This window comes from Phyllobacterium pellucidum (genome assembly GCF_013327855.1).
Lineage (GTDB): Bacteria > Pseudomonadota > Alphaproteobacteria > Rhizobiales > Rhizobiaceae > Phyllobacterium > Phyllobacterium pellucidum.
Window position 1 is genome coordinate 220,929 of record NZ_JABUMX010000002.1, and the last position, 22,536, is coordinate 243,464.

General features: G+C 58.4%; 25 protein-coding genes. 6 read left to right on the forward strand and 19 right to left on the reverse strand.

Features of this window, described 5'->3' with window-relative positions; genetic code table 11:
• Positions 1 to 99: 99 nt before the first annotated feature.
• Together HQ945_RS09075 and HQ945_RS09080 are read right to left on the reverse strand one after the other, a co-directional pair.
• Positions 100 to 489: a nuclear transport factor 2 family protein gene (locus tag HQ945_RS09075; protein WP_081815864.1), complete on the reverse strand. Its 390-nt coding sequence runs from the start codon at positions 487 to 489 to the stop codon at positions 100 to 102.
• 127 nt (positions 490 to 616) lie between these two features.
• Positions 617 to 1,078, reverse strand: coding sequence for a nucleoside deaminase (locus HQ945_RS09080; RefSeq protein ID WP_036814326.1), 462 nt, complete (start codon positions 1,076 to 1,078; stop codon positions 617 to 619).
• A gap of 232 nt (positions 1,079 to 1,310) precedes the next feature.
• On the opposite strand from HQ945_RS09080, the gene HQ945_RS09085 reads away from it, so the two are divergent.
• Entirely contained in the window at positions 1,311 to 2,438 is a 1,128-nt protein-coding gene (locus HQ945_RS09085; RefSeq protein ID WP_162737182.1) for an LCP family glycopolymer transferase, read from the forward strand.
• Between the two features lie 9 nt (positions 2,439 to 2,447).
• On the opposite strand, the gene arsC is transcribed toward HQ945_RS09085, so the two are convergent.
• The 11 genes from arsC to HQ945_RS09140 all read right to left on the reverse strand — a co-directional run bounded on the left by arsC (position 2,448) and on the right by HQ945_RS09140 (position 12,463).
• On the reverse strand, positions 2,448 to 2,870 hold the full coding sequence (gene arsC, locus HQ945_RS09090; protein WP_027231561.1) for an arsenate reductase (glutaredoxin): 423 nt from the start codon (positions 2,868 to 2,870) through the stop codon (positions 2,448 to 2,450).
• 80 nt (positions 2,871 to 2,950) lie between these two features.
• Positions 2,951 to 3,892, reverse strand: a complete 942-nt coding sequence (dmeF, locus tag HQ945_RS09095) for a CDF family Co(II)/Ni(II) efflux transporter DmeF (protein WP_091921813.1) — start codon at positions 3,890 to 3,892, stop codon at positions 2,951 to 2,953.
• On the reverse strand, positions 3,889 to 4,167 hold the full coding sequence (locus HQ945_RS09100; RefSeq protein WP_113280673.1) for a metal/formaldehyde-sensitive transcriptional repressor: 279 nt from the start codon (positions 4,165 to 4,167) through the stop codon (positions 3,889 to 3,891). Before HQ945_RS09100 ends, dmeF begins: the two co-directional genes overlap by 4 nt.
• A 156-nt stretch (positions 4,168 to 4,323) precedes the next feature.
• On the reverse strand, positions 4,324 to 5,010 hold the full coding sequence (phoB, locus tag HQ945_RS09105; RefSeq protein ID WP_027231564.1) for a phosphate regulon transcriptional regulator PhoB: 687 nt from the start codon (positions 5,008 to 5,010) through the stop codon (positions 4,324 to 4,326).
• 18 nt (positions 5,011 to 5,028) lie between these two features.
• Positions 5,029 to 5,754, reverse strand: a complete 726-nt coding sequence (gene phoU, locus HQ945_RS09110; RefSeq protein ID WP_027231565.1) for a phosphate signaling complex protein PhoU — start codon at positions 5,752 to 5,754, stop codon at positions 5,029 to 5,031.
• Between the two features lie 22 nt (positions 5,755 to 5,776).
• Positions 5,777 to 6,550, reverse strand: a complete 774-nt coding sequence (gene pstB / locus HQ945_RS09115) for a phosphate ABC transporter ATP-binding protein PstB (protein ID WP_027231566.1) — start codon at positions 6,548 to 6,550, stop codon at positions 5,777 to 5,779.
• Positions 6,551 to 6,620: 70 nt separating this feature from the next.
• Positions 6,621 to 7,937: a phosphate ABC transporter permease PstA gene (pstA, locus tag HQ945_RS09120; protein WP_091945724.1), complete on the reverse strand. Its 1,317-nt coding sequence runs from the start codon at positions 7,935 to 7,937 to the stop codon at positions 6,621 to 6,623.
• Positions 7,934 to 9,400, reverse strand: a complete 1,467-nt coding sequence (gene pstC, locus HQ945_RS09125; protein ID WP_091921821.1) for a phosphate ABC transporter permease subunit PstC — start codon at positions 9,398 to 9,400, stop codon at positions 7,934 to 7,936. The genes pstA and pstC overlap by 4 nt, the downstream gene beginning before the upstream one ends.
• Before the next feature lie 85 nt (positions 9,401 to 9,485).
• The gene (locus HQ945_RS09130) at positions 9,486 to 10,529 is read right to left on the reverse strand and encodes a PstS family phosphate ABC transporter substrate-binding protein (RefSeq protein WP_113280672.1); all 1,044 of its coding nucleotides are present in this window, start codon (positions 10,527 to 10,529) and stop codon (positions 9,486 to 9,488) included.
• Positions 10,530 to 10,937: 408 nt separating this feature from the next.
• Positions 10,938 to 11,726: an anti-sigma factor family protein gene (locus HQ945_RS09135; protein WP_174208024.1), complete on the reverse strand. Its 789-nt coding sequence runs from the start codon at positions 11,724 to 11,726 to the stop codon at positions 10,938 to 10,940.
• Positions 11,723 to 12,463, reverse strand: a complete 741-nt coding sequence (locus HQ945_RS09140; RefSeq protein WP_174208025.1) for a sigma-70 family RNA polymerase sigma factor — start codon at positions 12,461 to 12,463, stop codon at positions 11,723 to 11,725. The genes HQ945_RS09135 and HQ945_RS09140 overlap by 4 nt, the downstream gene beginning before the upstream one ends.
• Positions 12,464 to 12,770: 307 nt before the next feature.
• Between HQ945_RS09140 and HQ945_RS09145 the strand changes: the two genes are divergently transcribed.
• From HQ945_RS09145 to HQ945_RS09155, 3 genes are all read left to right on the forward strand, one after another.
• Complete coding sequence (locus tag HQ945_RS09145; RefSeq protein ID WP_174208026.1) at positions 12,771 to 13,745, forward strand: MBL fold metallo-hydrolase; 975 nt, start codon at positions 12,771 to 12,773, stop codon at positions 13,743 to 13,745.
• 22 nt (positions 13,746 to 13,767) lie between these two features.
• Positions 13,768 to 14,223 carry a tetratricopeptide repeat protein gene (locus tag HQ945_RS09150; RefSeq protein WP_174208027.1) on the forward strand — a complete coding sequence of 152 codons (456 nt, stop codon included), beginning with the start codon at positions 13,768 to 13,770 and terminating at the stop codon, positions 14,221 to 14,223.
• A gap of 209 nt (positions 14,224 to 14,432) precedes the next feature.
• Positions 14,433 to 14,849: a hypothetical protein gene (locus tag HQ945_RS09155; protein ID WP_174208028.1), complete on the forward strand. Its 417-nt coding sequence runs from the start codon at positions 14,433 to 14,435 to the stop codon at positions 14,847 to 14,849.
• Between the two features lie 51 nt (positions 14,850 to 14,900).
• Here the strand turns inward: HQ945_RS09155 and HQ945_RS09160 are convergent, their stop codons facing one another.
• The 6 genes from HQ945_RS09160 to HQ945_RS09190 all read right to left on the reverse strand — a co-directional run bounded on the left by HQ945_RS09160 (position 14,901) and on the right by HQ945_RS09190 (position 20,264).
• Entirely contained in the window at positions 14,901 to 15,689 is a 789-nt protein-coding gene (locus HQ945_RS09160) for a hypothetical protein (protein WP_091921833.1), read from the reverse strand.
• A gap of 29 nt (positions 15,690 to 15,718) precedes the next feature.
• Positions 15,719 to 16,651: a DUF2950 domain-containing protein gene (locus tag HQ945_RS09165; protein ID WP_027231575.1), complete on the reverse strand. Its 933-nt coding sequence runs from the start codon at positions 16,649 to 16,651 to the stop codon at positions 15,719 to 15,721.
• 43 nt (positions 16,652 to 16,694) lie between these two features.
• Positions 16,695 to 18,185 carry a DUF3300 domain-containing protein gene (locus HQ945_RS22685; protein WP_175584991.1) on the reverse strand — a complete coding sequence of 497 codons (1,491 nt, stop codon included), beginning with the start codon at positions 18,183 to 18,185 and terminating at the stop codon, positions 16,695 to 16,697.
• A 72-nt stretch (positions 18,186 to 18,257) separates the two neighbouring features.
• Entirely contained in the window at positions 18,258 to 18,587 is a 330-nt protein-coding gene (locus tag HQ945_RS09180) for a hypothetical protein (protein ID WP_027231577.1), read from the reverse strand.
• A gap of 22 nt (positions 18,588 to 18,609) precedes the next feature.
• Complete coding sequence (locus HQ945_RS09185) at positions 18,610 to 19,302, reverse strand: L,D-transpeptidase (protein ID WP_174208029.1); 693 nt, start codon at positions 19,300 to 19,302, stop codon at positions 18,610 to 18,612.
• Entirely contained in the window at positions 19,299 to 20,264 is a 966-nt protein-coding gene (locus tag HQ945_RS09190) for an ABC transporter substrate-binding protein (protein WP_425500649.1), read from the reverse strand. Before HQ945_RS09190 ends, HQ945_RS09185 begins: the two co-directional genes overlap by 4 nt.
• Before the next feature lie 227 nt (positions 20,265 to 20,491).
• On the opposite strand from HQ945_RS09190, the gene HQ945_RS09195 reads away from it, so the two are divergent.
• Together HQ945_RS09195 and HQ945_RS09200 are read left to right on the forward strand one after the other, a co-directional pair.
• A complete protein-coding gene (locus HQ945_RS09195) occupies positions 20,492 to 21,124 on the forward strand; it encodes a response regulator (protein ID WP_027231580.1) in 633 nt (210 codons plus the stop codon).
• A 167-nt stretch (positions 21,125 to 21,291) separates the two neighbouring features.
• Complete coding sequence (locus tag HQ945_RS09200) at positions 21,292 to 22,530, forward strand: alpha/beta hydrolase (protein WP_228018193.1); 1,239 nt, start codon at positions 21,292 to 21,294, stop codon at positions 22,528 to 22,530.
• Positions 22,531 to 22,536 lie beyond the last annotated feature (6 nt).

Sequence of the window (22,536 nt, forward strand, 5' to 3'; positions counted from 1 at the left end):
CATTGTCCGGCACAATCAGCTGGACAATGTTGGACAAGCAAATTCATCTCCGGTCGTTTTCACGGCCGGAGATGAAATTTTCAACTGAACAGGTTCGTGCTACTTCAGAAACGTCTCGCTGTGCGCGTGACACTCCCAACCATTTGATCCGCGAATCCAAACCGAGCTATCTGCGGCCCGCATTTTCTGCGATTTGCCATTCATCGTTACATTCTGCTCGACCGTGTAGGCGATAAGCGCGACATCAGGCGACGGCGTCGAAACCTCGACATCTGCGAATTCATAGGATTCCAGGCTCCAGTTGCCGTCCTCGGTCATCTGGCCCATTTTCTTTTTGCCGATGCGCATCACACCTTGGGCGCCGGTTACAAGTGCCGGATCCGCCGACAGTTCCGCGGTGCGGCCGCCGTCTTTCGCCTTCATCGCATCCCAATAGGATTTTTCGAGAGCTACGATGTCATCCTTCGTTGGCATACTGCGAGCGGTCATGGCCTCGTCCTCCGATGGTGTATCATCGAAAAACGCTCAGTGATGCCCCAGGTTCCCGCTACCGTCGCTCTGCGGGTATTCCGCCTTCTCAGGACAAGACCCGCAGCCCTTGCAGATGACGCGGATATCAGCGCTTTTGGTTGTCCTGCCAAACTTGATACAGTTTACCATCGCCCACGGGCGAATGCGCATATGACAGCCCCGCTTGCTGGTCGATTGGTTTCGCCAACTCTTTTGCTATGACGGCCGTAGAGAGGCCGAACGGTTCTGCCTGTTCATTGGAATAAGCGAACTTGATATCGCCAATACCGGCCATTCGCATCGCTGCAAGGCACATGGGACACGGTTGGCCGCTTGCGTAGACCGAGCAGCCGTCCAGACGTGGGGATTGCAATGCAAGCCCGGCAGCCCGCAGGGCCAGAAGCTCGGCATGTGCTGTTGGATCGTTGTCGGCCTGAATCCGGTTGACGCCGCGCGCGATGACCTTGCCGTCCTTGACGACCACGGCCCCGAAAGGACGGCCGCCGCTTTTTACATTGTCCAGTGCAAGGGCGATCGCTTCTTCGAGAAATTGATTGATGTCCGTCATAGTGCGGTAGCGCCTTCCTTCAATTCGCGCCCTTAGCATAGTCGTTCTGCCGTGTGTCGCAACGGCTTGGCCATCTCCTTGCGGCGTTCGCACACTCTGCGCATGGCAAAGGTCTTGTTCGAATTCTCTGGCATTCGCGTTGTTGCTTGTGCGATGCGCATCGTTAAAACGGAAATGTTAGTTGGCTTGGCCCGGATAATGATTACCTTGGCTTGTTCTACTGGAGAATTTTGTGAGTGACGGATTGATCAACAGCGCGCCGAAGCCTGAGGGCGATCCTCAACGACGCCGGCGGCTGCATTTGCTGCTCGCTTCCGTCACTTGCCTGATGCTTGTAATCCTGCTTGCCATTTGCGGCATGTATTGGAAGTTCACGAGCAATCTGCGGCACTTCGAGGTTGCTGAAGCCGACCTCGGCAATCGCCGCCCGGCCAAGGCATCGCCTGATGCACTCAACATCCTGATCGTGGGTTCGGACCAGCAAACCGTTTCCGTCGCCAACCCCGGCGAGCGCAGCGACATCCTCATGCTTGCGCATCTTTCGGCCGATCGCAGCGAGTTGAATGTCGTGAGCTTCCCGCGCGACCTGCTCGTTCCCCTTCCCGCCTGTTCCGGTCGCGAGGGCCTGCCCGGCCAGCGGGCGCACCTCGGCATGATCAACTCATCGTTCATGTTCGGAGGCATCAGCTGCACCTGGAAGACCGTCGAAACCCTGACGGGCATAAAGATCGATCACGTGATCAAGGTTGATTTTAGCGGATTCAGGCGGATTGTGGAGGCCATCGGCGGCGTCGAATACTGTATTTCCGAACCAATCCACGACAAGCTTGCCGGGCTGGACCTCGCTGCGGGATGCCAGACCCTCAATGGCGAAGAAGCGCTAGGCTACGTGCGCGCCCGCTACAGCATAGGCGACGGCACCGATATCGGACGCATTCATCGTCAGCATGAATTCTTTGGTGCCATGGCTCAAAAATTGCTCGGAGCGCAATTGGCGAACCCTGTGCGGCTCTTCAGCTTTATGGATGCCGCGACGAAATCCGTCATCACCGACCCGGGTTTCAGTCCCGGCGTGATGCGGGAACTCGCCTTCGCCGTCCAGCATCTTTCGTCTGAAAATATTCACTTCATCACCATGCCATGGCACTATTCGACGGCATCCCCCGGACGGGTCGAATGGGTCGAAAAGCCTGCAAAGCGGCTTTTCCGCTCGATAGCCGCCGATAAATCCCTGATGGATACTGAGTTCACGCGGGCCAAGATCGGCGAGCCGCAAGATTCCACGACCAAGCCCTGCGGCGCCAGCCGCGTCGACCACTGCGCCGAAATTTCGCAGGCCGATGGCGTTGCTCGTCCATAACATGGAGGCTCAGCGGACGCGATTGCCCGAGCTGTCGATAACGACCTCACCATCCTCCTTGGAAAACGGGCCCTTCTGCGCATCTGGCAGGATCTCAAGCACAATTTCTGAAGGGCGGCTGAGCCGCACGCCTCTTTCGGTCACGACGAAAGGACGTTCGATGAGGATTGGATTGGCCATCATCGCGTCGAGAAGCGCATCGTCGTCCAACGAAGCATTGTCGAGGCCAAACTCGGCATAGGGCGTACCTTTTTGGCGCAAGGCCTGGCGCACGCTAAGACCAGCCCGGCTGATCATTTCCTTCAGGGTTTCCCGGCTCGGCGGCGTCTTGAGATATTCCACGATCACCGGCTCGATCCCTGCATTGCGGATCATGGCGAGGGTATTACGCGAGGTACCGCATTTCGGGTTGTGGTAAATCGTGACGGTCATCACATGGGCTCCCGGCTATTCGAACGTTCGTCGCACGTGGGGTCTTCAAAGCTCAGCGTGTGACCCACCAGAATCGATATTTACGCGGCCTTCGGCTCTACCTCAACGGTCACATGCGACAACTCATGGATATGTGCGAGTTTGGCACGATAGGACGACGGCGCTTTCGGATCGTCGCTCAAAAGCGAAACAATGGCACCGTGATGCCCCGGGCCAAGCTGCCAGACGTGCAGGTCGGTAATCACGTCGCCCTCCTTTTCGATGGCGCCACGTATTTCATCAGGCAGGTCTTCACCCTGAGGGACATAGTCGAGCAACACGCCGCCCGCGTCGCGGATGAGACCCCATGACCATCTGGCGATAACAAGAGCACCGACTATTCCCATGGCCGGATCGAGCCAAAGCCAGCCGTAAATGCTGCCCGCGAGAAGGGCGATGATGGCGAGGACGGACGTCAGCGCATCGGCAAGAACGTGCAGATAGGCGGCACGCAAATTATGATCGTGACCGTGGTGATGATGGTTATCGCCATGGTGACCGTGGTGATGATGGCTATGGTCGTCGCGCAAGAGCCAGGCACAAACAAGGTTGACGGCAAGGCCAAGCACGGCAACGGAGATCGCCTGCGGAAAACTGATCGAGATCGGGTTGGCAAGGCGTAGGAAACTCTCCCAGCCGATCAGCAGTGCAATAAGCGCGAGGATCACAGCGCTGGCAAAACCTGCGAGATCGCCGAATTTTCCCGTGCCGAAGGTGAAACGCGGATTGCTGGCATTCTTCCTTGCATAGAGATAGGCCAACGCCGCGATCAACATCGCGGCAGCATGTGTCGACATATGCCAGCCATCGGCGACAAGCGCCATCGAGCCGAAAACCGTTCCCGCCACGATCTCCGCAACCATCATCGTCGCGGTCAGCGCGATCACAAACCAGGTGCGTCGTTCGTTGCGCTCGTGATCGTCACCCAGAAACACATGAGCATGCGTGCCTTGAGGCAAATGGATCGCGTGATCGTGGCTCATTTCAGATACATCCTTACAACGTCGATGAGATCCGCGGCGCCCTTGGCGCGTTCGCTGTCCGTCTCGGTGCCGGGATCGACGACGTGCATGCGAATATGATCTTCGATGAGTTCACCCATCAGGCCGTTTACCGCCCCGCGCACCGACGCCACCAGGTTCAAAATGTCGCCGCAAGGCATTTCCGCTTCGAGCGCACGCTCGACGGCCTCCATCTGCCCCTTGAGGCGACGGATCCTTGCGAGGAGTTTTGATTTTTCCTTCGTAGTGTGAGACATAATATAGCCCCCTACCCTATATTTGCGTGAATTTCAAGTCCAGGCTGTGGAGACTTTGAGCAAGGCGTTGTCGGCGGACTACAAAATACCAAAAGGCGTCGCATCAGCCATCTAGCGCTGATGCGACGCCCTTGTTAGAACCGCAATAATTGAGAATCAGCCGAACGAATAGCCGGCGCCACGTACGGTGCGGATCGGATCTATGGAACGTCCGATATTGATCGCCTTGCGCAGGCGACCAACGTGGACGTCAACTGTGCGATCATCGACATAGATGTCCGCACCCCAGACATTATCGAGCAACTGGCCGCGCGAAAAGACTCGTCCGGGTGACTGCATGAGGAATTCGAGCAGCCGAAACTCCGTCGGGCCAAGTTTTAGCTCGCGCTCCTTGCGGAAAACGCGGTGCTGTTCGCGGTCGAGCTTGAGATCGCCGAAGCTCAGCACGTGCGAAAGCAGGCTCGGATTGACGCGGCGGAGCATGGACTTGATGCGCGCCAGGAGTTCAGGCGTCGAAAACGGCTTGACCATGTAATCGTCGGCACCGGTCGAAAGGCCGCGAACGCGTTCGCTCTCCTCGCCGCGGGCGGTGAGCATGATGATTGGCAGGATTTCGGTCTCGCGCCGCGCCCGCAGGCGGCGGCAGAGTTCGATGCCAGACAGGCCGGGCAGCATCCAGTCGAGGATCAGAAGATCCGGAACGTTCTCGCGCAGCGCAATTTCCGCTTCGTCGCCACGTGCGATCGTCTCGACAACATAGCCTTCAGCTTCAAGATTGTACCGGAGGAGGACGCTCAGGGCTTCCTCGTCCTCCACAACGGTGATTTTGGGAGCTATTGCCATATCAAGCCTTCAGTTGAATTAGGACTCGGTCGTTTCATCCACGATAATAGTATGCGTCTGGTCTTCCTTGGGACGTTCCGCCGGCAGTTGCGAACCGGTAACAATGTAATAGACTGTCTCGGCAATATTGGTGGCGTGGTCGCCGATGCGCTCGATATTCTTGGCGCAGAACAAAAGATGCGTGCAGGCTGAAATGTTGCGTGGATCTTCCATCATGTAGGTCAGCAATTCGCGGAACAGCGACGTATAGAGCGCGTCGATCTCGTCGTCGCGTTCGCGCACAATGTTCACCTGCTGTACCGAGCGCGTCGCATAGGCGTCGAGCACGTCCTTCAGCTGCGTCAAGGCAAGTTCGGCGATTGTCTGCAAGCCGCGGTAGACCGAGAGCGTCTGGCGGGTATCGGTCACGGCAACGACGCGCTTGGCAATGTTCTTGCCGAGATCGCCGATACGCTCGAGATCGGAGGAAATGCGGATCGTCCCGATGACTTCACGCAGGTCGATCGCCATCGGCTGGCGCTTGCCGATGATGGTGATGGCCTTTTCATCGATCTCACGCTGACCGGCGTCGAGGATCAGATCGTCCGAAATAACGCGCTGCGCCAGCGCATTGTCGGAATTGACCATGGCGGCGACCGCCTGTTCGACCATGCGTTCGGCATGACCACCCATCTCGGCGATCTTGTGCGTCAGGAACTTCAGTTCGTCATCGTAAGAGCGCACAGTGTGCTGCAACTCGGTCATGTGCTTTGTCCTCGTTCCTGCGTCAGCCGAAGCGTCCGGTGATATAGTCCTGGGTGCGCTTCTCGGTGGGGCTTGTGAACATCATTTCCGTATCGCCGACCTCGACAAGATTGCCGAGATGGAACATGGCCGTGCGCTGCGAAACGCGCGCTGCCTGCTGCATCGAGTGGGTGACGATGACGATGGTGTAGTTTTCGCGCAATTCGTCGATCAGTTCCTCCACCTTTGCGGTGGCGATCGGATCAAGCGCCGAGCACGGCTCGTCCATGAGGATCACTTCCGGACTGACGGCGATGGCGCGGGCAATGCACAGGCGCTGCTGCTGGCCGCCGGAAAGACCCGTGCCAGCCTCATGCAGGCGATCCTTCACCTCATCGAAAAGGCTGGCGCGGCGCAGGCTTTTCTCAACGATTTCATCAAGTTCGTGGCGACCCTTCGCGAGCCCGTGAATGCGCGGACCATAGGCGACGTTCTCGAAGATAGACTTCGGGAACGGATTGGGCTTCTGGAACACCATGCCGACGCGGGCGCGAAGTTCAACGACGTCTATCTTAGGATTGTAGATATCCTCGTCATCGAGCGTGATCTTGCCGCCGATTTTACAACCTTCGATGGTGTCGTTCATGCGGTTGAGACTGCGCAGGAACGTCGACTTACCGCAGCCCGAAGGGCCGATCAGCGCCGTGACCATCTTTTCCGGCACGTCGAGGCTGACACCGAACAAGGCCTGTTTGTCGCCATAGTGAACAGTGACATCCTTGCCTTGCATTTTGATTGCGTTGGGCTGGGCGCTCATCTTGTCGTTTACCGCCTTTTCGAGATTTCGTTCCGTCATAAGGTTCATAACTAGGTCCTCTCTCGAACAGTTACCAGCGGCGCTCGAAGCGGCGACGCAGAAGGATGGCCGTGATGTTCATGACCGCGAGGAAGAGAAGCAGCACGATGATAGCACCGGACGTCCGCTCGACGAAGGCGCGCTCCGCTTCGTTGGCCCACATGTAGATTTGCACGGGCAATGCCGTCGAAGGATCGAGCGGCGTTACCGGATTGTTGGCGACGAAAGCCACCATGCCGATCAAAAGCAGCGGCGCGGTCTCGCCGAGGGCATGCGCCAGGCCAATGATGGTGCCGGTCAAAATGCCGGGTGCGGCGAGCGGCAGGACGTGATGGAAAACCATCTGCGTCTTCGATGCGCCAATACCAAGCGCCGCGGCGCGGATGGACGGGGGTACGGCACGCAGCGCGGCGCGCGTCGCGATAATGATTGTCGGCAGCGTCATCAGCGTCAGCACGAGACCGCCGACCAGCGATGCCGAGCGCGGCATATGCAGGAAGTTGATGAAGACTGCGAGGCCGAGCAGACCGAAGACAATCGACGGGACCGCCGCAAGATTGTTGATGTTGACCTCGATAATATCGGTCAGGCGGTTCTTCTTGGCGTATTCCTCAAGGTAGATCGAGGCGGCAACGCCGATGGGCAGCGAGAGGCCGAGCACAATCAGCATCATGTAGAGCGAACCGATGAGGGCGACGCTGAGACCCGAAGTTTCGGGGCGGCTGGACGCGCCATAGGTGAAGAGACCGGTGTTGAATCGCTGGGCCATGGCGCCGTCGGCCTTCAGCTTGTTCATCCATTCGACCTGCTTGTCCGAAACCTTGCGGCGCGACTGGTCGACGCTGAGATCGATCTGGCCCTTGAACGCGGAGTCGATGTCGGCGCCCGTAAGCACCCAGACATTCTGCGTAGTGCCGATGAGATTAGGATTTGCAACGACGAGCTCACGCAACTGGCCGCGCACGCCATCGGAGAAAAGCTTGCCGAGTTCGCGCAAGCCGGGCTTGTCGGTTTGGGCGACCCCCAGCTTTTCCGCCAGCGCATTGCGGGCGAGAACCGGATAATTGGCGGTCAGAAGCACGTTTGGATCGGTGGCACGCTTATTGTCCGGATCGATGATCTTCGGATCGAGATTGATCGCAAGATTGACCTCGGTCTGCCAGAACGCGGTGTAGCCGTTGGAGAACACGGAGAACAGCAGCGCAATGAGGAAGAAGATGCCGATCGCTATCGCTGCGATGCCATAGAGCTTGAACCTGCGTTCGGCAGCGTAGCGGCGCTTTAATCCAATGTCTCGCCGGGCGGGACGTGCCGATGCAGCAGCGGGATTGAGGGCTATGTCGGTCATTCGTACTGCTCCCGATACTTGCGGACGATGTAGAGCGCGAAAATGTTCATGCCAAGCGTGATGAAAAAGAGCGTGAGACCGAGTGCAAAGGCGACGAGGGTTTGCGGCGAATTGAACTCAAGGTCTCCCGTCAGCTGGTTGACGATCTTGACAGTGATTGTCGTCATCGCCTCGAACGGATTGATGTTGAGATTGGCGGCAACGCCGGCTGCGAGCACGACGATCATCGTTTCGCCGATGGCGCGTGATGCCGTCAGGAGCAGCGCGCCGACAATGCCTGGCAGCGCGGCGGGCAGCACGACACGGCGGATCGTTTCCGAACGGGTCGAGCCGAGCCCGAGCGATCCGTCACGCAGCGACTGCGGTACGGCCGTGATGATGTCGTCGGAAAGCGACGAGACGAACGGGATCAGCATGACGCCCATGACGATGCCGGCGGTGAGCACGCTCTGCGCCTGGATGAAGGCATAGCCGCCGGAAAGCGCCGCGCTGAGGTCGCGCAGGAACGGTCCGACGGTGACGAGCGCGAAGAAGCCGTAGACGATGGTCGGGATGCCGGCGAGCACTTCGAGCAGCGGCTTGACGACCGAGCGCACGCCGCGGCTCGCATATTCAGCCATGTAGATGGCCGAGAAGAGGCCGACCGGGACAGCGAAAAGCATGGCGACGAAGGCGATGTAGAGCGTGCCGGCAAGGAGCGGGATCAGTCCGAACTGGCCTTGCGATCCGCCTGAGCCGGCCGCGGCAAAGCGCGGATCCCATACGGTGCCGAAGAAGAAGCTTGCCGGCGAGACCGACTGGAAAAAGGTGAGCGTCTGGAACAACATCGACAGGATAATGCCGACGGTTGTCAGAATGGCGATGGTGGAGGCAGCGAGCAGAGCACCGAGGATGACGCGCTCGACATTGTTGCGCGCCCTCGCCCGAACATGAACGCCGGACAGGCCATAAAGTGCGCCGCCGACCGCCAGAAGGAGGGCCATGATGCCGCCGATATAATTCGCGCGCTGGGTGTTCTTGTTCCACTCAACGGCGATCGGGATCATATAGTCCTGACCGTCGGGCGCGAGCGCCACACCCTTGGCTGAAAGCAGCGGGCGCAACTCGGCGAAGGTCTGCGGCAGATTTGTCACCTCATCGGCTGTCAGTTTCCCGAGACCGCGGGCAATGCCGCTGACCATGCCGAGTTCGAGGCTTTGGCTGGCGATGACGGTGTCAGCCGTGCGGACCGGCAGTTCGGCAATCGCGGAGCGCTCCAGGTAGATATTGGTCGCGCCGGCCCAAATGACCAGGAACAGGATCGCTGGCAACGCGGAAGCCAGGAATACCCACCATGCATGGTAATGCGGCAAGGAGTGCGGCTTTACGCTTCCGTCATTCTTGCTGACAGCGCGCTGGCGCCCAAGGAAGTATCCGATAACGCCGATCGCAAGGACAATGACAAACACCAATGACGTGGACATCAAGCTTTCCCCGATCTGTCCTGTAATTCAGTTTGAATTCGAAACGGGACAGGGGCGGCTCGCGCCGCCCCTGTACCTCAGGAATTTAGTTCTTCATCGTGGTTCCGGCGGCGAACGCGTCGCGCTGGGCCTTACGTTCTGCTTCCGGAGCCGGTACGAGACCGTATTCGGCAAGCGGGCTGTCTTCGCCGATCATCTGATCGCTGAGGAAGAAGTCGACATATTCCTTCAGGCCCGGAATAACACCGAGATGCGCCTTCTTGACGTAGAAGAACAGCGGACGCGAAACCGGATACTTGCCCGAAGCTATCGTCTCGGTGCTCGGCACAACGTCCGAAACCGTCGCGACTTTCAGCTTGTCGGCATTGTTCTCATAAAAAGCGAGGCCGAATACGCCAACGCCGGTCTTGTTGGCGTCGATGCGGGCAAGCGTCTCAGGATAGTCGCCGTCGATATCGATGGCCTTGCCGTCCTTGCGGATCTTGACGCAGGCAGCAGCCGAAGCTTTTTCGTCGAGGCCGAGCTTCTTGATTGCGTCAGCAGCGCCGGAAGCCTTGCAGCCGCCCGTCATCAGCTTCTCTTCGAAAACTTCACGGGTGCCGTGCTTTTCGCCGGGGATATACGCTGCAATGTCCCAATCCGGAAGGTTCGGGTTGACCTGGTTCCATTTGGTGTTCGGATTGTCTACGAGCTTGCCGTCAACAACGATCTGAGCGGCGAGAGCGGTGTAGATGTCCTTCGGGACGATCTTCCAGTCCGGACCCTTGATGTCGGTGGCGAAAACGATGCCGTCATAGCCGATGCGGATTTCTTCAACGTCCTTGACGCCAGCGTCAACACAGGACTTCAGCTCGGTGTCCTTGATCGGGCGCGAAGAGTTGGCAATGTCGATCATGTCTTCGCCGACGCCCTTGCAGAATTCCTTGATGCCTGCGCCAGAACCACCGGATTCAACAACCGGCGTCTTGAAGTTCGGGAAGGTCTCACCGAACGTTTCGGCAACAATCTTGGCATAGGGCAGCACGGTCGAGGAGCCAGAAACCTGAATCTGGTCGCGGGCAGATGCACCCACCGTCGATGCGGCCACCGCAATTGCAAGCACTGCGGCCGTGGAAATTAGCTTGTTCATAGGAGCAGCTCCTGTTGGTTTAATTCGTGTGACGCCTCTAACGTCGGCTGCGGTCTATAGAAGCTTTATTACAGTCATATGACAGCATTGTAACAGTTATGTTGCAGGGGTTGCGGCGGCCCGCATCAACCACCTGAATCGAAAATCACACTGAAACCAAAACCTTATGAGTCTACTGAATTGGGTGTAGATGGGCGCAATCGAATATGATCAATGATTCCAGCAGCTTCTCCCGATAAAATTGCGACAGGTGGCGACAAGCCGGCCAAGTTCCGTGACAACAGGAACTTAGCCAGCTTAACATGCCCCGTCACGCTCGAAAGTATCGCTAAATTCTCCGGGCCCGCAATAAGGCCGTCACAATCGTGTACGCGCCGCTGAGGGCATCAAAAAGAGTGGGCGAACGTTCTAGCCCGATTTCGCGACAGCATTGGCAAATAGCTCGCGAAACACTCGAAGGTCGGAGGGATTGACGTCGGAAATCGCCCAAAACGTCAGGCCGTCCTCATACCATTTGATCAGATTATACCCTTCGCGCACGCTTTCGCTGCCTGCCGCTGGTGCGGATGGCCACACGAACACGTTGATAACATGGGCGTTGCGTCGGTAGACGAGCGCTGCGACGACCTTGCCGTCAATGTAGTCCATCCGGCCGCCGACGAGGGGAAAGCCATGCGCCGAAAGATCGACCACCGGCGGCGAATAATCGACCTTCCCGTTGAACCACGGCTTTACGGTGTGCTGGTCTGAAGTCAGCACGTCGGTCAGATGGCTGACCATCAGGGAGCGGACATGGCTGGCGAGGATTTGATCCTGCAGCGACGTTTGCGTCTGCGGCAGCGAGAAGACCAAGAAGAGGCTCGCCGCCAGGGCGGCAAAGGAAGGAATATAGCTCCAGCGCTTGGTGAATTGCAGCAACCGCGCAGCCCAGTGGTTGGCTTGCGCGCGCGCCCCGCTTTGCTCCTGCGTAATCGCTGCGAGAATTGTCTCGCGAACCTGCGGCGGCATCGCCCACCGAACATTGTCCCGGGACATCATGTGCTTCAGCGATCGGACGTTGTCGAGTTCCCTTGCACAGTTCGCGCAGGTATGGAGATGCTCTTCGAATGCGAGAGCATGGACTGCATCGAGTTCGTCATCGATATAACCGTGCATCATTACAAACCAGTCCGGGCAGGCGTGAGAGGTCTTGCTCATTTTGCTGCCTCCTCATCGCCGTTCTCGTTGCGCCAGCACCGGCCGAATTCCCGTCGTGCCCGGGCGAGCCGCGACATCACGGTTCCAATCGGCACATCGATGATATCGGCGATCTGGCGGTAGGAAAGCTGTTCGAGTTCGCGCAAAACCAGTATTTCCCGCAGGTCGTCGGCGAGCGCGTTGATGATTGAGCGAACCCGCTTCGATTCGGACGCGCGGATAAGCACGTCTTCCGGCGTATCTTCCTCCGACGCTATGTCGGACGCCTCGGCTCCGGCTTCGTCGGAATGCGCATTTTCGGCAAGAGGCGCCTCGAACCGGCGCTTGCGGCCCCGCTCCTGCTGCCACGCAAAGTAGCAGTTCCTGACGATTGCAAATATCCAGGCGCGGGCATCGCCGCCGAGATAGCCGTCGAAATTGCGATAAGCCCGTAAAAAGGCGTCCTGGACGATATCCTGCGCGGCATCGCTATCGCGGCTGAGATAGCGTGCGAAATTATAGGCCGCGTCCAGTTGCGGAAGCATGAGTTGGTTGAAGCGGGCCGAACGGGCCTCGTCCACGACAGGCGTTCTTGCAGCTGCCGACGAAACCATAAGCAGCGTGGTATTCGCCCGTGGCTTAAAACCACGGTCGCCCGCATTCCTGAAATCGAAAAGCCGGGACAGCCATGTGAAGGCCGGATTTTGCGGCAGCAAAGTCGATGTAAGCGCCATGCGCATGCCTCGTACGGTTGTCATTTTACCTACTGAACATCGGGCGGCAAAAGCCGCATTCATCAGGTAGATCGTTCTGCCGCGTGAAATATTCTCCACATCGATGATTTTTTTGAGACGCCCTCGTTTTTGGGACGGGCCGAAAATGCCAGCGTGACCGTCCTCTTGCGGAAAACCAAATATATTCATTTTAATTCAATGACTTGTTGGATTTTTCGGCTTGGTGCGAGAATAAAATCGCCTTCCATTCAGTCTCCTTGTTCAGCGGATCGAACAGTCGATCGGACAAGTTCTCCGCCCGGAATGAACCATTTTACGAGGAGACGAGCACATGTTTGATATTACACGCCGTACAGTCCTTGGAGCGGCCGCCTCGGCCGCCGCCTTCGGCCTCGCGCGCAAATTGGAAGTCACCCTGCCCGCGCGTGCCGAAGCGCAAGTTGAGCCGGCAACCGGCTTCTACAAATACACGGTCGGATCCATTGAAGTGACCGCCATCTATGACGGCATCTGGCGCAAGCCGCACGATCCGGCATTCATCAAGAACGCTTCCGTCGACGAGACGAAGCAAGCACTGGCGAAGGCCGGGCTAACCACCGATTTCATGCCGATACCGCTCACCGTCGTCGTCCTGAAGGTGGGTGACCGCCTGATCATGATGGATGCAGGCTCGGGCGTCGGCCAGTGGCAGGCCAACGCAACGCATCTGCCGGCAAATATGAAAGCGGCGGGCATCGACTATACCAAGATCGATACGTTGATGATTTCGCACTTCCATCCCGACCACGTCTGGGGACTCATGGAAAAGCAAACCAACGCCCCAATCTTCCCCAATGCCGAAATCATCGTCAATGACGCCGAGTATCAGTGGTGGACGGACCCCGGCCGGGTCGACAAGCTGGCCGAGGGCCGCAAAGCAGCAGGACGGCGCATCGCCTCGGTGTTCCCCACCTGGAAGAACTGGAACCGCGTCGAGAATGGAGCCGAGGTAACCCCCGGCATTCAGATGATCGCCGCACCCGGCCACACGCCCGGACATTCGGTCTTCCTCGTCACCTCGGGCAATGAGCAACTGATGGTGTCGGCCGACACGATGTACGTGCCCGCATTGCTGGCGCCGCATCCGGAGTGGCAGGGGAGCTATGATCAGGACGGTCCCATGGCGATCGCTACCCGGCACAAGCTTATCGACCGCGTCATCGCTGACAACATCAAGATCTGCGGGTCGCACTTCCCGTTTCCGGGATCGGGAACATTCGTAAAGGACGGCAACGCCTATGCCTTTACCCCGACCGTTCAAGCCTGACCAAACAAAGGAGCATGAAATTATGATCAAGCACGTACTTATCGGCCTGCTGACATTCGCCGCCACCACGGCTTTCACGCCGCTCGGTTCGATAACGCAGGCCTACGCGGTCGACAACATCGAGCCCGACCCGACGGTTGACCTTACCTCGGTTCGCTCGAAGATCGATGCGAAGGATTATGCCGGCGCTTTGGCCGAGCTTCGCGATCTGGCCGAGACCGACCAGCAGGCTGATGTCTACAACCTCCTCGGGTTCACCTTGCGCAAGACCGGCGACTTCGACACCGCCCTCACCTATTACGACAAGGCGTTGCAACTAGAACCGGATCATAAGGGCGCCCACGAATATCTCGGCGAGCTCTATGTCGAGACCGGCAAGATGGACAAGGCGCAGGAGCAGCTTGCCTCGCTGACCAAGCTGTGTCCCGCTGGTTGCGAAGAACTGGATGATCTGCGCAACTTCATTGCGTCGAAATGAACCAATGCCGCGGGCGGTTACTTGCCGCCCGCGACGTGCGCCGACAGCATTTTTCGATCGCGATATATGCAACCATTCCTTGCAGTAAATGAGCCGGAAGCCGTTGACATAATTGGCGTTCCGTAGCCGTATATCGTTTGGCAGCGCCAAGTCCGGCAAGAACTCGGAACCCTATCGCGCCACCACTAAAACAAATCGGAGTGAACTCGATGACGGGTAGAATGAGCAAGGTCACGCTCTTGAGCAGTGTGATCAGCCTTTGCATGGCAACGGGCGTGATGGCTGCGACGATAAAGGAACTGCAGGGGGCCTGGACTATGGACGGCACCAAATGCGAGGACACCTTCACCAAGAAGGGCAAGTCGACGGTCTTCAAGGACCGAACGGCGTCAACGTCCACCGGGTTGCTGGTTACGGGAAGCAAGGTCGCAGGGCCCAACGCGATCTGCACAACAAAGAGCGTTCGCAAGCAGAAGGACCGGGTTTCGGCCAATCTCAGCTGCGTCGACTCGATGATCCAGAATGACATGACGGTCACGTTCAAGATCGTCGACGCAAAGACATTCCAGCGTTACGATCCGTTCGGCGACAATATGTATGTCACCTACCAGAAGTGCGACATGTGAATAGACAAGGGCTCGCCGCTATAATGCGGCGAGCCCTTTGACGTTTCCTGATCAGAAATGCAAGACGACGCCGAGGATCGGGCCCTGCTGGACAACGTCGAAAACAAAACCGTCATCACTGTAGTCGACCCCGAGGGCACGATAGCCGGCTACGGCCGATACCTTCTCGTTGAACGAATAGCCGATGCCGCCTGCAACGTCCCAATCAAGGTTTGCCTGGCCGCCACCAACCAGGCCCCAGCCTGTTAGATAGATATTGTTGGTAAGCGAATATTTGCCGCGCACGCCGGCAAGCGCATCAACCCATGTAGCACTGTCGCTTCGATCGACGCCGTCAAGTATGCCGCCGTTGAATGAAATCTCAGTCTTGGCGTACCAGAGACGGGCGGCTGCGACGAGATCCAGATTGCCTCGGTCGTTTTGCAGCACCGAATAGCCGCCGCCGAGCAGGCCGGCGAACGTTTCGGAAGACACACCGACGCTATCCGCCAATATTCCTCGCGGCGTCCCCGATGCGTCTGAAATCTTGCTGTAGATCACGTCGCCAAAAATGCTGTACCGGTCGTAGCGCGCTTCCCCGATTGTCATCGCGGCAAAGTCGAGCTCGTCCCAGATATCGCTGAAACTCATATCCGTGTGTACGGGCGGGAGGCCGAAGACGCCAGTATCGCCGGACATTCCCGCAGCCCAGAAGTAGGGACTGACCGCGAAGGTCCAGCCGTCCTTCTCGACCTGGTTCACTTCCGGCGCCATGGCGGAGTAAATATCAGCGGCGCGTACCGGGCTGGCGGCAAGCAGACCCGCAGCCAGTACGGACACAAGTGCGATAGGATTTTTCATGTCATTCCCCCGAGTTCTGCGCAAAGCACTCAATCCTCGACCGGTTCCCATGACTTGTCAGGATTAAATGACCTTATCTCCTTTGCGCGCTTATCGGTAGCCGGGCCAAGGTCTTTTTCGTAGATGGTGCCATGATGGCTCACAACAAATGTCTTGACGCCCGTTTCGTCATAGACCGCCGGCCAGGCGATCAGCGCGTAACCTGCGATCATGTTGCCATTGATGACGAAATCATACTTGCCGCCGGCGATGTTATCGCCCTGTGACCTGAGTATTCTGTAGCGATAGCCGAAATACCCATGATCCGAGGCAGGAGCGCCCTCGATCTTGCTTGCTTCGCCGAAATTGCCGGCAGGGCTCTCCTCGCCGCCTGCCGATGGCCAATAAAGTCCATCCTGCTTGCCTTTGTCGCTAATGAGCTTTTGGGCAAATTCAAGCACGCCATCGCCGTCGTGATCGCTTTGGGCGTAAAGCACCTGCGCGGCGACGTAATTGCGCATGGTCTTGATAGCTTCGAGTTCGTTTTCACCGATTCTCCGCGCCAGGACCTCTTCGAGGCCGGCAAGCGTATCAAACTGCCAACCGGCATCGTGCTTGACCAGCGGAAATGGGAAGGGCCAGTCGAGATTGCCAAGGATGACGGTCTTCGAGCCATCCTCGCGATCCTTGAGTTCGGCACGCTCCTTCGATGCCTTCTGGAGATCGCTCAGCCGATCGTCAAAATCATCGGATTTCTTCGCAGCCGCTGCGTTGAGGCCCAGAACCTTTGCCAAGGCATCCACGTCCTTTGCATCGAGGTCTTTCTTCAAGGCATCGAGCGCTTCGCCCGGTTCCTTGAACGTTTGCGGCTCAGCGCCGACGAAACGCTGCAAGGAGGGTTCCGCCGCAAATGACGGCGCAGAGGGGGCCGCCAGTGCAATGAAGGCGGAGGCAAGCAGTATTTTGAAAGTTGTCCTGTACATATCGAAATCCCTTCAAGGAATGCGCAATTGGTGTTGATGGCGATCAGCGATGGAAACGGCCACCGCCGCCGTGAAAACCACCACCGCCGCCGTGGAAACCACCGCCACCACCGTGGAACCCGCCGCCACCACCGCCTTGGAAGCGGCCACCACCGCCCTGGAAGCCACCGCCGCCGCCCTGGAAGCGCTGTCCGCCGCCACCGCCGCCGAGGCTTAGATTGCCACGTTGCGAGGCAGAACGCGCGTCGCGACCCGGTCCGTAATTGCCGAGGGCGCTCGGCTGCCTTGGGCGATTGTCGACGCGGCCCGCGGCCTTCTGCGCATTGGCACGCACATTGCCCTTGTTCTGACCAATATTCCTGTTCCCGGCCTGATTTTGCAGCTTGCCTGCGAGATCGCCGCCTCCAGCCTGATTCTGGATCTTTCCAGCAAGATTGCCGCTGCCGGCCTGTCCCTGGAGCTTGCCAGCGAGGTTGCCACCCTGCCCCTGCAGCTTGCCGGCCAGATTGCCGCCGCCCTGCTTCAGCTGATTCTGGACGTCGCGCCGCACATCAGAACTCTGCAGCCGCGATCCGACGCCGGCCAGGCCGCCGCCAGCGCCAAGATTCTGCAAGCCGCCGTTTTTGAGATCGAGACGGTTCGCATTGTTTTCGCGCAGATTGTTCGTGATCGAATCGCGATCGAAATTGAACTTGCTGTTGTCGAAATTGAGATTGTTGATGTTGTTCCTGTCGAAATGGAAATCGTCGCGGTTGAAGTTGTTGACGTTGATGTTGACGTCATTACCTCCCCACGAATGCCAGTTATCCCAATCGACGGCCGCACCGAACGCGACCCCGGTCACGAAGCCGGCCCAATACGGCGCGTAAGGATAATAATAGGACGGATAGGGGTCGCCGTAGACAATGGGCGCGGCCGCGACATAGGTAGGGCTCGTCAGGATGACGGGATCATAGGTCGGAACGTAGGTCACTTCCTTCTTGGCCGGGCGGATGATCACATTGTCATTCTTGGTTTCGACGACGACCTTGTCGTTGGACTTGATCGTGCCATTTGCAACCGCCTTGTCACGCAGATCCTGGATGGCGACGAGCACGTCCTTCTGCTGATTGACGACGGCGGTTTCGAGCTGCTGCGTCCAATCAAGGTCGTCGCTCATCATCTTCAGGACCGTCGGATAGTTGAGAAGCGATACCACGCTTCCATCCCATGCAGCGTCCGGCTTTGCGTTCGGCTTGTTCTGTTCGATAAACCGCTCGGCCTGCACGATCTGCAGCGGGTTGAGGCTGGCCGACAATACCAATGCGACAAGATCGTCGGGATAGAGCGCGATCCGCGCAACGAGGATTTGCAGTTCGTCCGCCGTCATCAGTACCGGCGCTTCAGCGGTGGGCGTTGCAGGCGTTGCGGCTGGCGCCGACGCCGGTGCAGGTGCGGCGGCGGTCTGGGCGAAGGCATAATTTAAATCAGGTCCGGAAAATAAAATGAATGCGACTGATGAAATGAGGGCAATCGTCTTGTAGTGCAATGGCATTCCGGAATCTCCTTGGTGGTTCGCTTTCGCGACAGGCAATTTCATTGCTTGCTTATGGTTACGTAAGAATACTCACATCTTTTCGAGCGACAGCACCTGCCCCGTCTGGTCGATCAGGCAGGTCGAGCGCTGACCCTTGGCCTCGAGTATGATCTGGTATTTCCCGCCGTCGAGCGCGCTCGAACTGACCGGCAGCACCGAAGCGTGATCGGCGCCGAACTTTTGCGTCGCGGCGTTGGCACAGGCGACCTGCAGGTCGGCTGGAGCAGTCTGCTGTGTATTTCTCGCCATGTTTTCTGGCGCAGGCGTATTCGATACGCATCCCCCGAGCGAGAAGGCGCCAGCGGCAAGCGCCATCCAGACAAGCGTTTTCGTGTATTCCCGATCAGACTTCCAAAGCATCGTGTCCCCCTGCTCCAGTTGCTTAAACACCTTTGTAAAGTGAAGCGCCCTGCATGAGCACGATCACCTTGGCGCCGACCTGTATCTGTGAGGCAAGATCGACGATATCGTCATTGTTCATCCTGATGCAGCCCGACGAGACGTTAAGTCCGATCGACCATGGTTCAGGCGTGCCGTGGATGCGGTAGATGGTGTCCTGGTCGCCATCATAGAGATAGAGCGCCCTTGCGCCGAGCGGATTGTCGGGACCGCCGGGCATGCCGCCGGCAAACTTGACGGCGTTCGGATCGCGCGCCACCATTTCTGCGGGCGGAATCCAGGTCGGCCACTCGGCAATGCGACCGACGCGGACGATGCCCGCCCAACCAAACCCGTCACGGCCGACACCGATACCGTAACGAACAGCCTGACCGCCGCCTTTGACCAGATAAAGGAAATGCTGGTTGCCGTCGATGATGATCGTTCCAGGCTTTTCGGCCGTGCGGAACGTGACCATCTGCCGTCGGAACGCTTCCGGCACCTGGCCATTGGCGGCGTAGTATTTGCGCGCCTTGCGGCTGTCGTAGGGTATCCAGGTACGCGTCTTCACATCGTAAATCTGGGTCTTCGGAACTTGCGCGAAACCAAGTCCGAACGGAGCGACCAGAACCAGGCTTGCCACCGCCACCCCGGCAACGAGCTTCGCCCTTAAAGGATTACGCAGGTGCATGGTCATTGCCCTCCCCCCTTTACCCACTTCGCGATACGATCCGGGTTCTTTTCCACCCAGGCCTCGGCGTAGTCTTCCGGTGTCTGGCGGTCGACTTCCACCGCATAGCTCATGTCGGTGATTTCCTCGGGCGTGAAATCGATGCTTTCGAGGAACTTGGTCACCTCGGGCTTGCGCGTCGCCAACGCCTTGGCATAGGCGATGTGAAAATGCGCCTTGTCCCATGCGACGGGCGCGTTCGATTTGGCGAGCCAATCGGGATCGTCGGCGGGAAGGACGACGTGCCACTTGGCGGGGTCGAAGGCCGGCTCGTCGAGCTTGACGATATCATGCAGCTTGAAGACGACGTGCGGGCTGTAGCAGGCGAAGACCACGGGCTTGTCCGCAGCCTCGGCCGCATCCACTGACGCCATGCCCATGTCCTCGGGCATTTGCAGAAGCTGCAGGTCCTTGTCGTAACCATAGCTTTTGGCGCGGATTTGCTCGATGGCCGTCGACGACCAGGTTTCGGCGCCGACCCACATCTCGCCCTTGCCATCGCCGTCAGTATCGAGCGCGGCGGTCTTCTTGGCGTCCAAGAGATCGGTCACCGAGTGAATTCCGGTCTTTTCGACCGTCTGCTTGGTCGTGCAAATTCCCTGCCACGCATCGACGCCAGTATCGGCGAGTTGAACCTTGTCGGCATATCTGGTGACGAGAGAATTGAGGTTCGGCAGCCACACTTCGGGATGCACGTCGACCTCGCCCGACGCAAGGCCGGCAAAGGCGATCATCGTACCCATCTCGCGAACCTCGACGTCGAGGCTCAGTTCCTTTTTCAGGGCGCTCTTGATAATGTTGGCCGTTACCTGGCCCGAAGGCCAGTTCGGCATGGCGACTACAAGATCAGCGGCCGCGGCCAGCCCGGACTGCGCCATTGCCAGCAGCAACGTCAACGCTGCGGTCTGTCCCAGCCGTGCCATCCTCATTCGCATCGGCGGTCTCCCCAAGCCACGCTCATCCACAGATTGTAAATGGCTCCCGAACGATCGTTGACTCATGTGCAGCGCTCCCGCTGTTTTCGTTGCGCGCATTAGCCAACATCGCGCCCGTTACCGGAAGTACGTAACAGTTAATTTTTGCCGCATCGCCGTTTCCAGTGTAGGGGTAAACCGTGCCGGCGAGACGATCGTGGCAGATGAATACGAGGATTGGCATGACACGAATTCTGATCGCGGACGACCATGAGATCGTCAGACAGGGCGTCCGCGCGATCCTGTCGAAGCGCGATCGCTGGGAGGTCGTGGCGGAAGCCGGCGACGGTCGCGACGCCGTCGAACAGGCGCGCCTCAGCGAGCCTGACATCGCCATCCTCGACTATGCCCTGCCTTTCATCAACGGCGTGGAAGCGGCGCGCCAGATCAGGCTGCACAGTCCCAAAACCGAAGTCCTCATCTTCACCCAGCATGACAACGAGGCGTTGCTGCGCAGCATCCTGGAGGCCGGCGTTCGCGGCTACCTCCTGAAATCGGACGCAACGCTCTATCTCGTACAGGCCGTCGAGGCCCTGGAACATCGCCAGCCGTTTTTCACCAAAACCGTCTCGGACATCCTGGTCTCGTCCTATCTCGCCAAGGCGGACGCTTCCCCGAGCGTCCTGACGTCGCGCGAAACCGCAGTGGTGAAGCTCATCGCCGAGGGGCACAGCAACAAGGAGACGGCAGCCATCCTCGGTCTCAGTGAAAAGACGGTGGAAAGCCATAGGGCGGCCTCGATGCGCAAACTCGATGCGAAGTCGACCGCCTCGCTGGTGCGCTACGCGATTCGCAATCGGCTGATCGAAGCTTGACCGGATGGCCGTCGCATGAGCTTTAACAAACTGACATTTTCGTCCACTACTAGCTCAAGCCAGCATGTACACAGTGTCGTCGTTCGGCGCGTATCGTTTTGTCTTAGTTCGGAGCAATCCGCCTGTTTGAAAGCCTGACCATGGTTCGTCAATATTCGAAAGCACGCATGTTCCTGTCCGTCCGCACATTTTCCCCTGCCATTATTGTCCTTGGTTTGGCCCTTGCCGGATGCGCAGGGCACCCCAAAGGCGTGATGGCGCCGGTCATGACTACCGGTGCGACCGGTGGCTCGTCTGTCGACATGCTGGTCGTGACAAGCCGTGTGCCCTCGGACGATCCGGCAACGCTCTTTACCGGCGAGCGTAGTCCAAAACCCTACCTCACCGATATTACAGTCTCGATCCCATCCGACAAGATTCGCAAGCCCGGTACCGTACAGTGGCCGAAGCGGCTACCGCCCAATCCGAAGACCGACTTCGCGGTTACCCACGTGAAGGAATTGAATTCGGTTGCCGAAGGACGCGCCTGGTTCCGCAAACATGTCGTCGGCGGCCATGCGCTGGTCTTCGTGCACGGGTTCAACAATCGCTACGAGGACTCCGTCTTCCGCTTTGCCCAGATCGTCCACGACTCCGGCGCACAGGTGACGCCGATCCTCTTCACCTGGCCTTCGCGCGCTAGCGTCTTCGACTACAATTACGACAAGGAAAGCACGAACTATTCGCGCGTTGCCTTCGAGCAAACCTTGCGCACTCTCGCCAACGATCCCGAAGTCAAGGATATCACGGTCATGGCCCACTCTATGGGCACCTGGCTTGCCATGGAGTCGCTGCGCCAAATGGCAATTCGCGACGGACGCGTAGCGCCGAAGATCGACAATGTAATCCTCGCTTCGCCGGATATCGATGTCGATGTGTTCGCGCGGCAATTCACCGAGATGGGAGAGAAACGCCCGAAGTTCACGATTTTCGTTTCGCAGGACGACCGCGCTCTCGCCGCGTCGCGTTTCATCTCCGGCGATGTGCAGCGGCTTGGAGCCATCAATCCGGCGGAGGAGCCCTACCGCTCCAAGCTGGAACACGCTGGCATCACCGTTATCGACCTTACCAAGGTGAAAGCCGGCGATAGCCTCAACCACGGCAAGTTCGCCGAGAGCCCGCAAGTGGTCCAGCTTATCGGCCAGCGCCTCGTGACCGGGCAGACGCTGACGGACTCCAACGTCTCGCTTGGACAGGGCATCACGGCAGTCGTCGCCGGCTCGGTCAGCACCGTCGGCAATATCGCCGCCAAAACCGTTGCAGCGCCGCTGACCGTGATTGAAGAGCCGAAGCGCATGCCGAAGAAGAGCGACGAACTGGGTTCGACCTTGGGCAGCCCGACACCATCGAAGGAACTGAGCTACTAGGGTGAT

What these genes read in the sequence shown, in the direction of transcription:
- HQ945_RS09075 (WP_081815864.1), bottom strand. Translation starts at nt 489, where the DNA reads ATGACCGCTCGCAGTATGCCAACGAAGGATGACATCGTAGCTCTCGAA.
- HQ945_RS09080 (WP_036814326.1), bottom strand. Translation starts at nt 1,078, where the DNA reads ATGACGGACATCAATCAATTTCTCGAAGAAGCGATCGCCCTTGCACTG.
- arsC (WP_027231561.1), bottom strand. Translation starts at nt 2,870, where the DNA reads ATGACCGTCACGATTTACCACAACCCGAAATGCGGTACCTCGCGTAAT.
- dmeF (WP_091921813.1), bottom strand. Translation starts at nt 3,892, where the DNA reads ATGAGCCACGATCACGCGATCCATTTGCCTCAAGGCACGCATGCTCAT.
- HQ945_RS09100 (WP_113280673.1), bottom strand. Translation starts at nt 4,167, where the DNA reads ATGTCTCACACTACGAAGGAAAAATCAAAACTCCTCGCAAGGATCCGT.
- phoB (WP_027231564.1), bottom strand. Translation starts at nt 5,010, where the DNA reads ATGGCAATAGCTCCCAAAATCACCGTTGTGGAGGACGAGGAAGCCCTG.
- phoU (WP_027231565.1), bottom strand. Translation starts at nt 5,754, where the DNA reads ATGACCGAGTTGCAGCACACTGTGCGCTCTTACGATGACGAACTGAAG.
- pstB (WP_027231566.1), bottom strand. Translation starts at nt 6,550, where the DNA reads ATGAGCGCCCAGCCCAACGCAATCAAAATGCAAGGCAAGGATGTCACT.
- pstA (WP_091945724.1), bottom strand. Translation starts at nt 7,937, where the DNA reads ATGACCGACATAGCCCTCAATCCCGCTGCTGCATCGGCACGTCCCGCC.
- pstC (WP_091921821.1), bottom strand. Translation starts at nt 9,400, where the DNA reads ATGTCCACGTCATTGGTGTTTGTCATTGTCCTTGCGATCGGCGTTATC.
- HQ945_RS09130 (WP_113280672.1), bottom strand. Translation starts at nt 10,529, where the DNA reads ATGAACAAGCTAATTTCCACGGCCGCAGTGCTTGCAATTGCGGTGGCC.
- HQ945_RS09135 (WP_174208024.1), bottom strand. Translation starts at nt 11,726, where the DNA reads ATGAGCAAGACCTCTCACGCCTGCCCGGACTGGTTTGTAATGATGCAC.
- HQ945_RS09140 (WP_174208025.1), bottom strand. Translation starts at nt 12,463, where the DNA reads ATGACAACCGTACGAGGCATGCGCATGGCGCTTACATCGACTTTGCTG.
- HQ945_RS09145 (WP_174208026.1), top strand. Translation starts at nt 12,771, where the DNA reads ATGTTTGATATTACACGCCGTACAGTCCTTGGAGCGGCCGCCTCGGCC.
- HQ945_RS09150 (WP_174208027.1), top strand. Translation starts at nt 13,768, where the DNA reads ATGATCAAGCACGTACTTATCGGCCTGCTGACATTCGCCGCCACCACG.
- HQ945_RS09155 (WP_174208028.1), top strand. Translation starts at nt 14,433, where the DNA reads ATGACGGGTAGAATGAGCAAGGTCACGCTCTTGAGCAGTGTGATCAGC.
- HQ945_RS09160 (WP_091921833.1), bottom strand. Translation starts at nt 15,689, where the DNA reads ATGAAAAATCCTATCGCACTTGTGTCCGTACTGGCTGCGGGTCTGCTT.
- HQ945_RS09165 (WP_027231575.1), bottom strand. Translation starts at nt 16,651, where the DNA reads ATGTACAGGACAACTTTCAAAATACTGCTTGCCTCCGCCTTCATTGCA.
- HQ945_RS22685 (WP_175584991.1), bottom strand. Translation starts at nt 18,185, where the DNA reads ATGCCATTGCACTACAAGACGATTGCCCTCATTTCATCAGTCGCATTC.
- HQ945_RS09180 (WP_027231577.1), bottom strand. Translation starts at nt 18,587, where the DNA reads ATGCTTTGGAAGTCTGATCGGGAATACACGAAAACGCTTGTCTGGATG.
- HQ945_RS09185 (WP_174208029.1), bottom strand. Translation starts at nt 19,302, where the DNA reads ATGACCATGCACCTGCGTAATCCTTTAAGGGCGAAGCTCGTTGCCGGG.
- HQ945_RS09190 (WP_425500649.1), bottom strand. Translation starts at nt 20,264, where the DNA reads ATGAGGATGGCACGGCTGGGACAGACCGCAGCGTTGACGTTGCTGCTG.
- HQ945_RS09195 (WP_027231580.1), top strand. Translation starts at nt 20,492, where the DNA reads ATGACACGAATTCTGATCGCGGACGACCATGAGATCGTCAGACAGGGC.
- HQ945_RS09200 (WP_228018193.1), top strand. Translation starts at nt 21,292, where the DNA reads ATGTTCCTGTCCGTCCGCACATTTTCCCCTGCCATTATTGTCCTTGGT.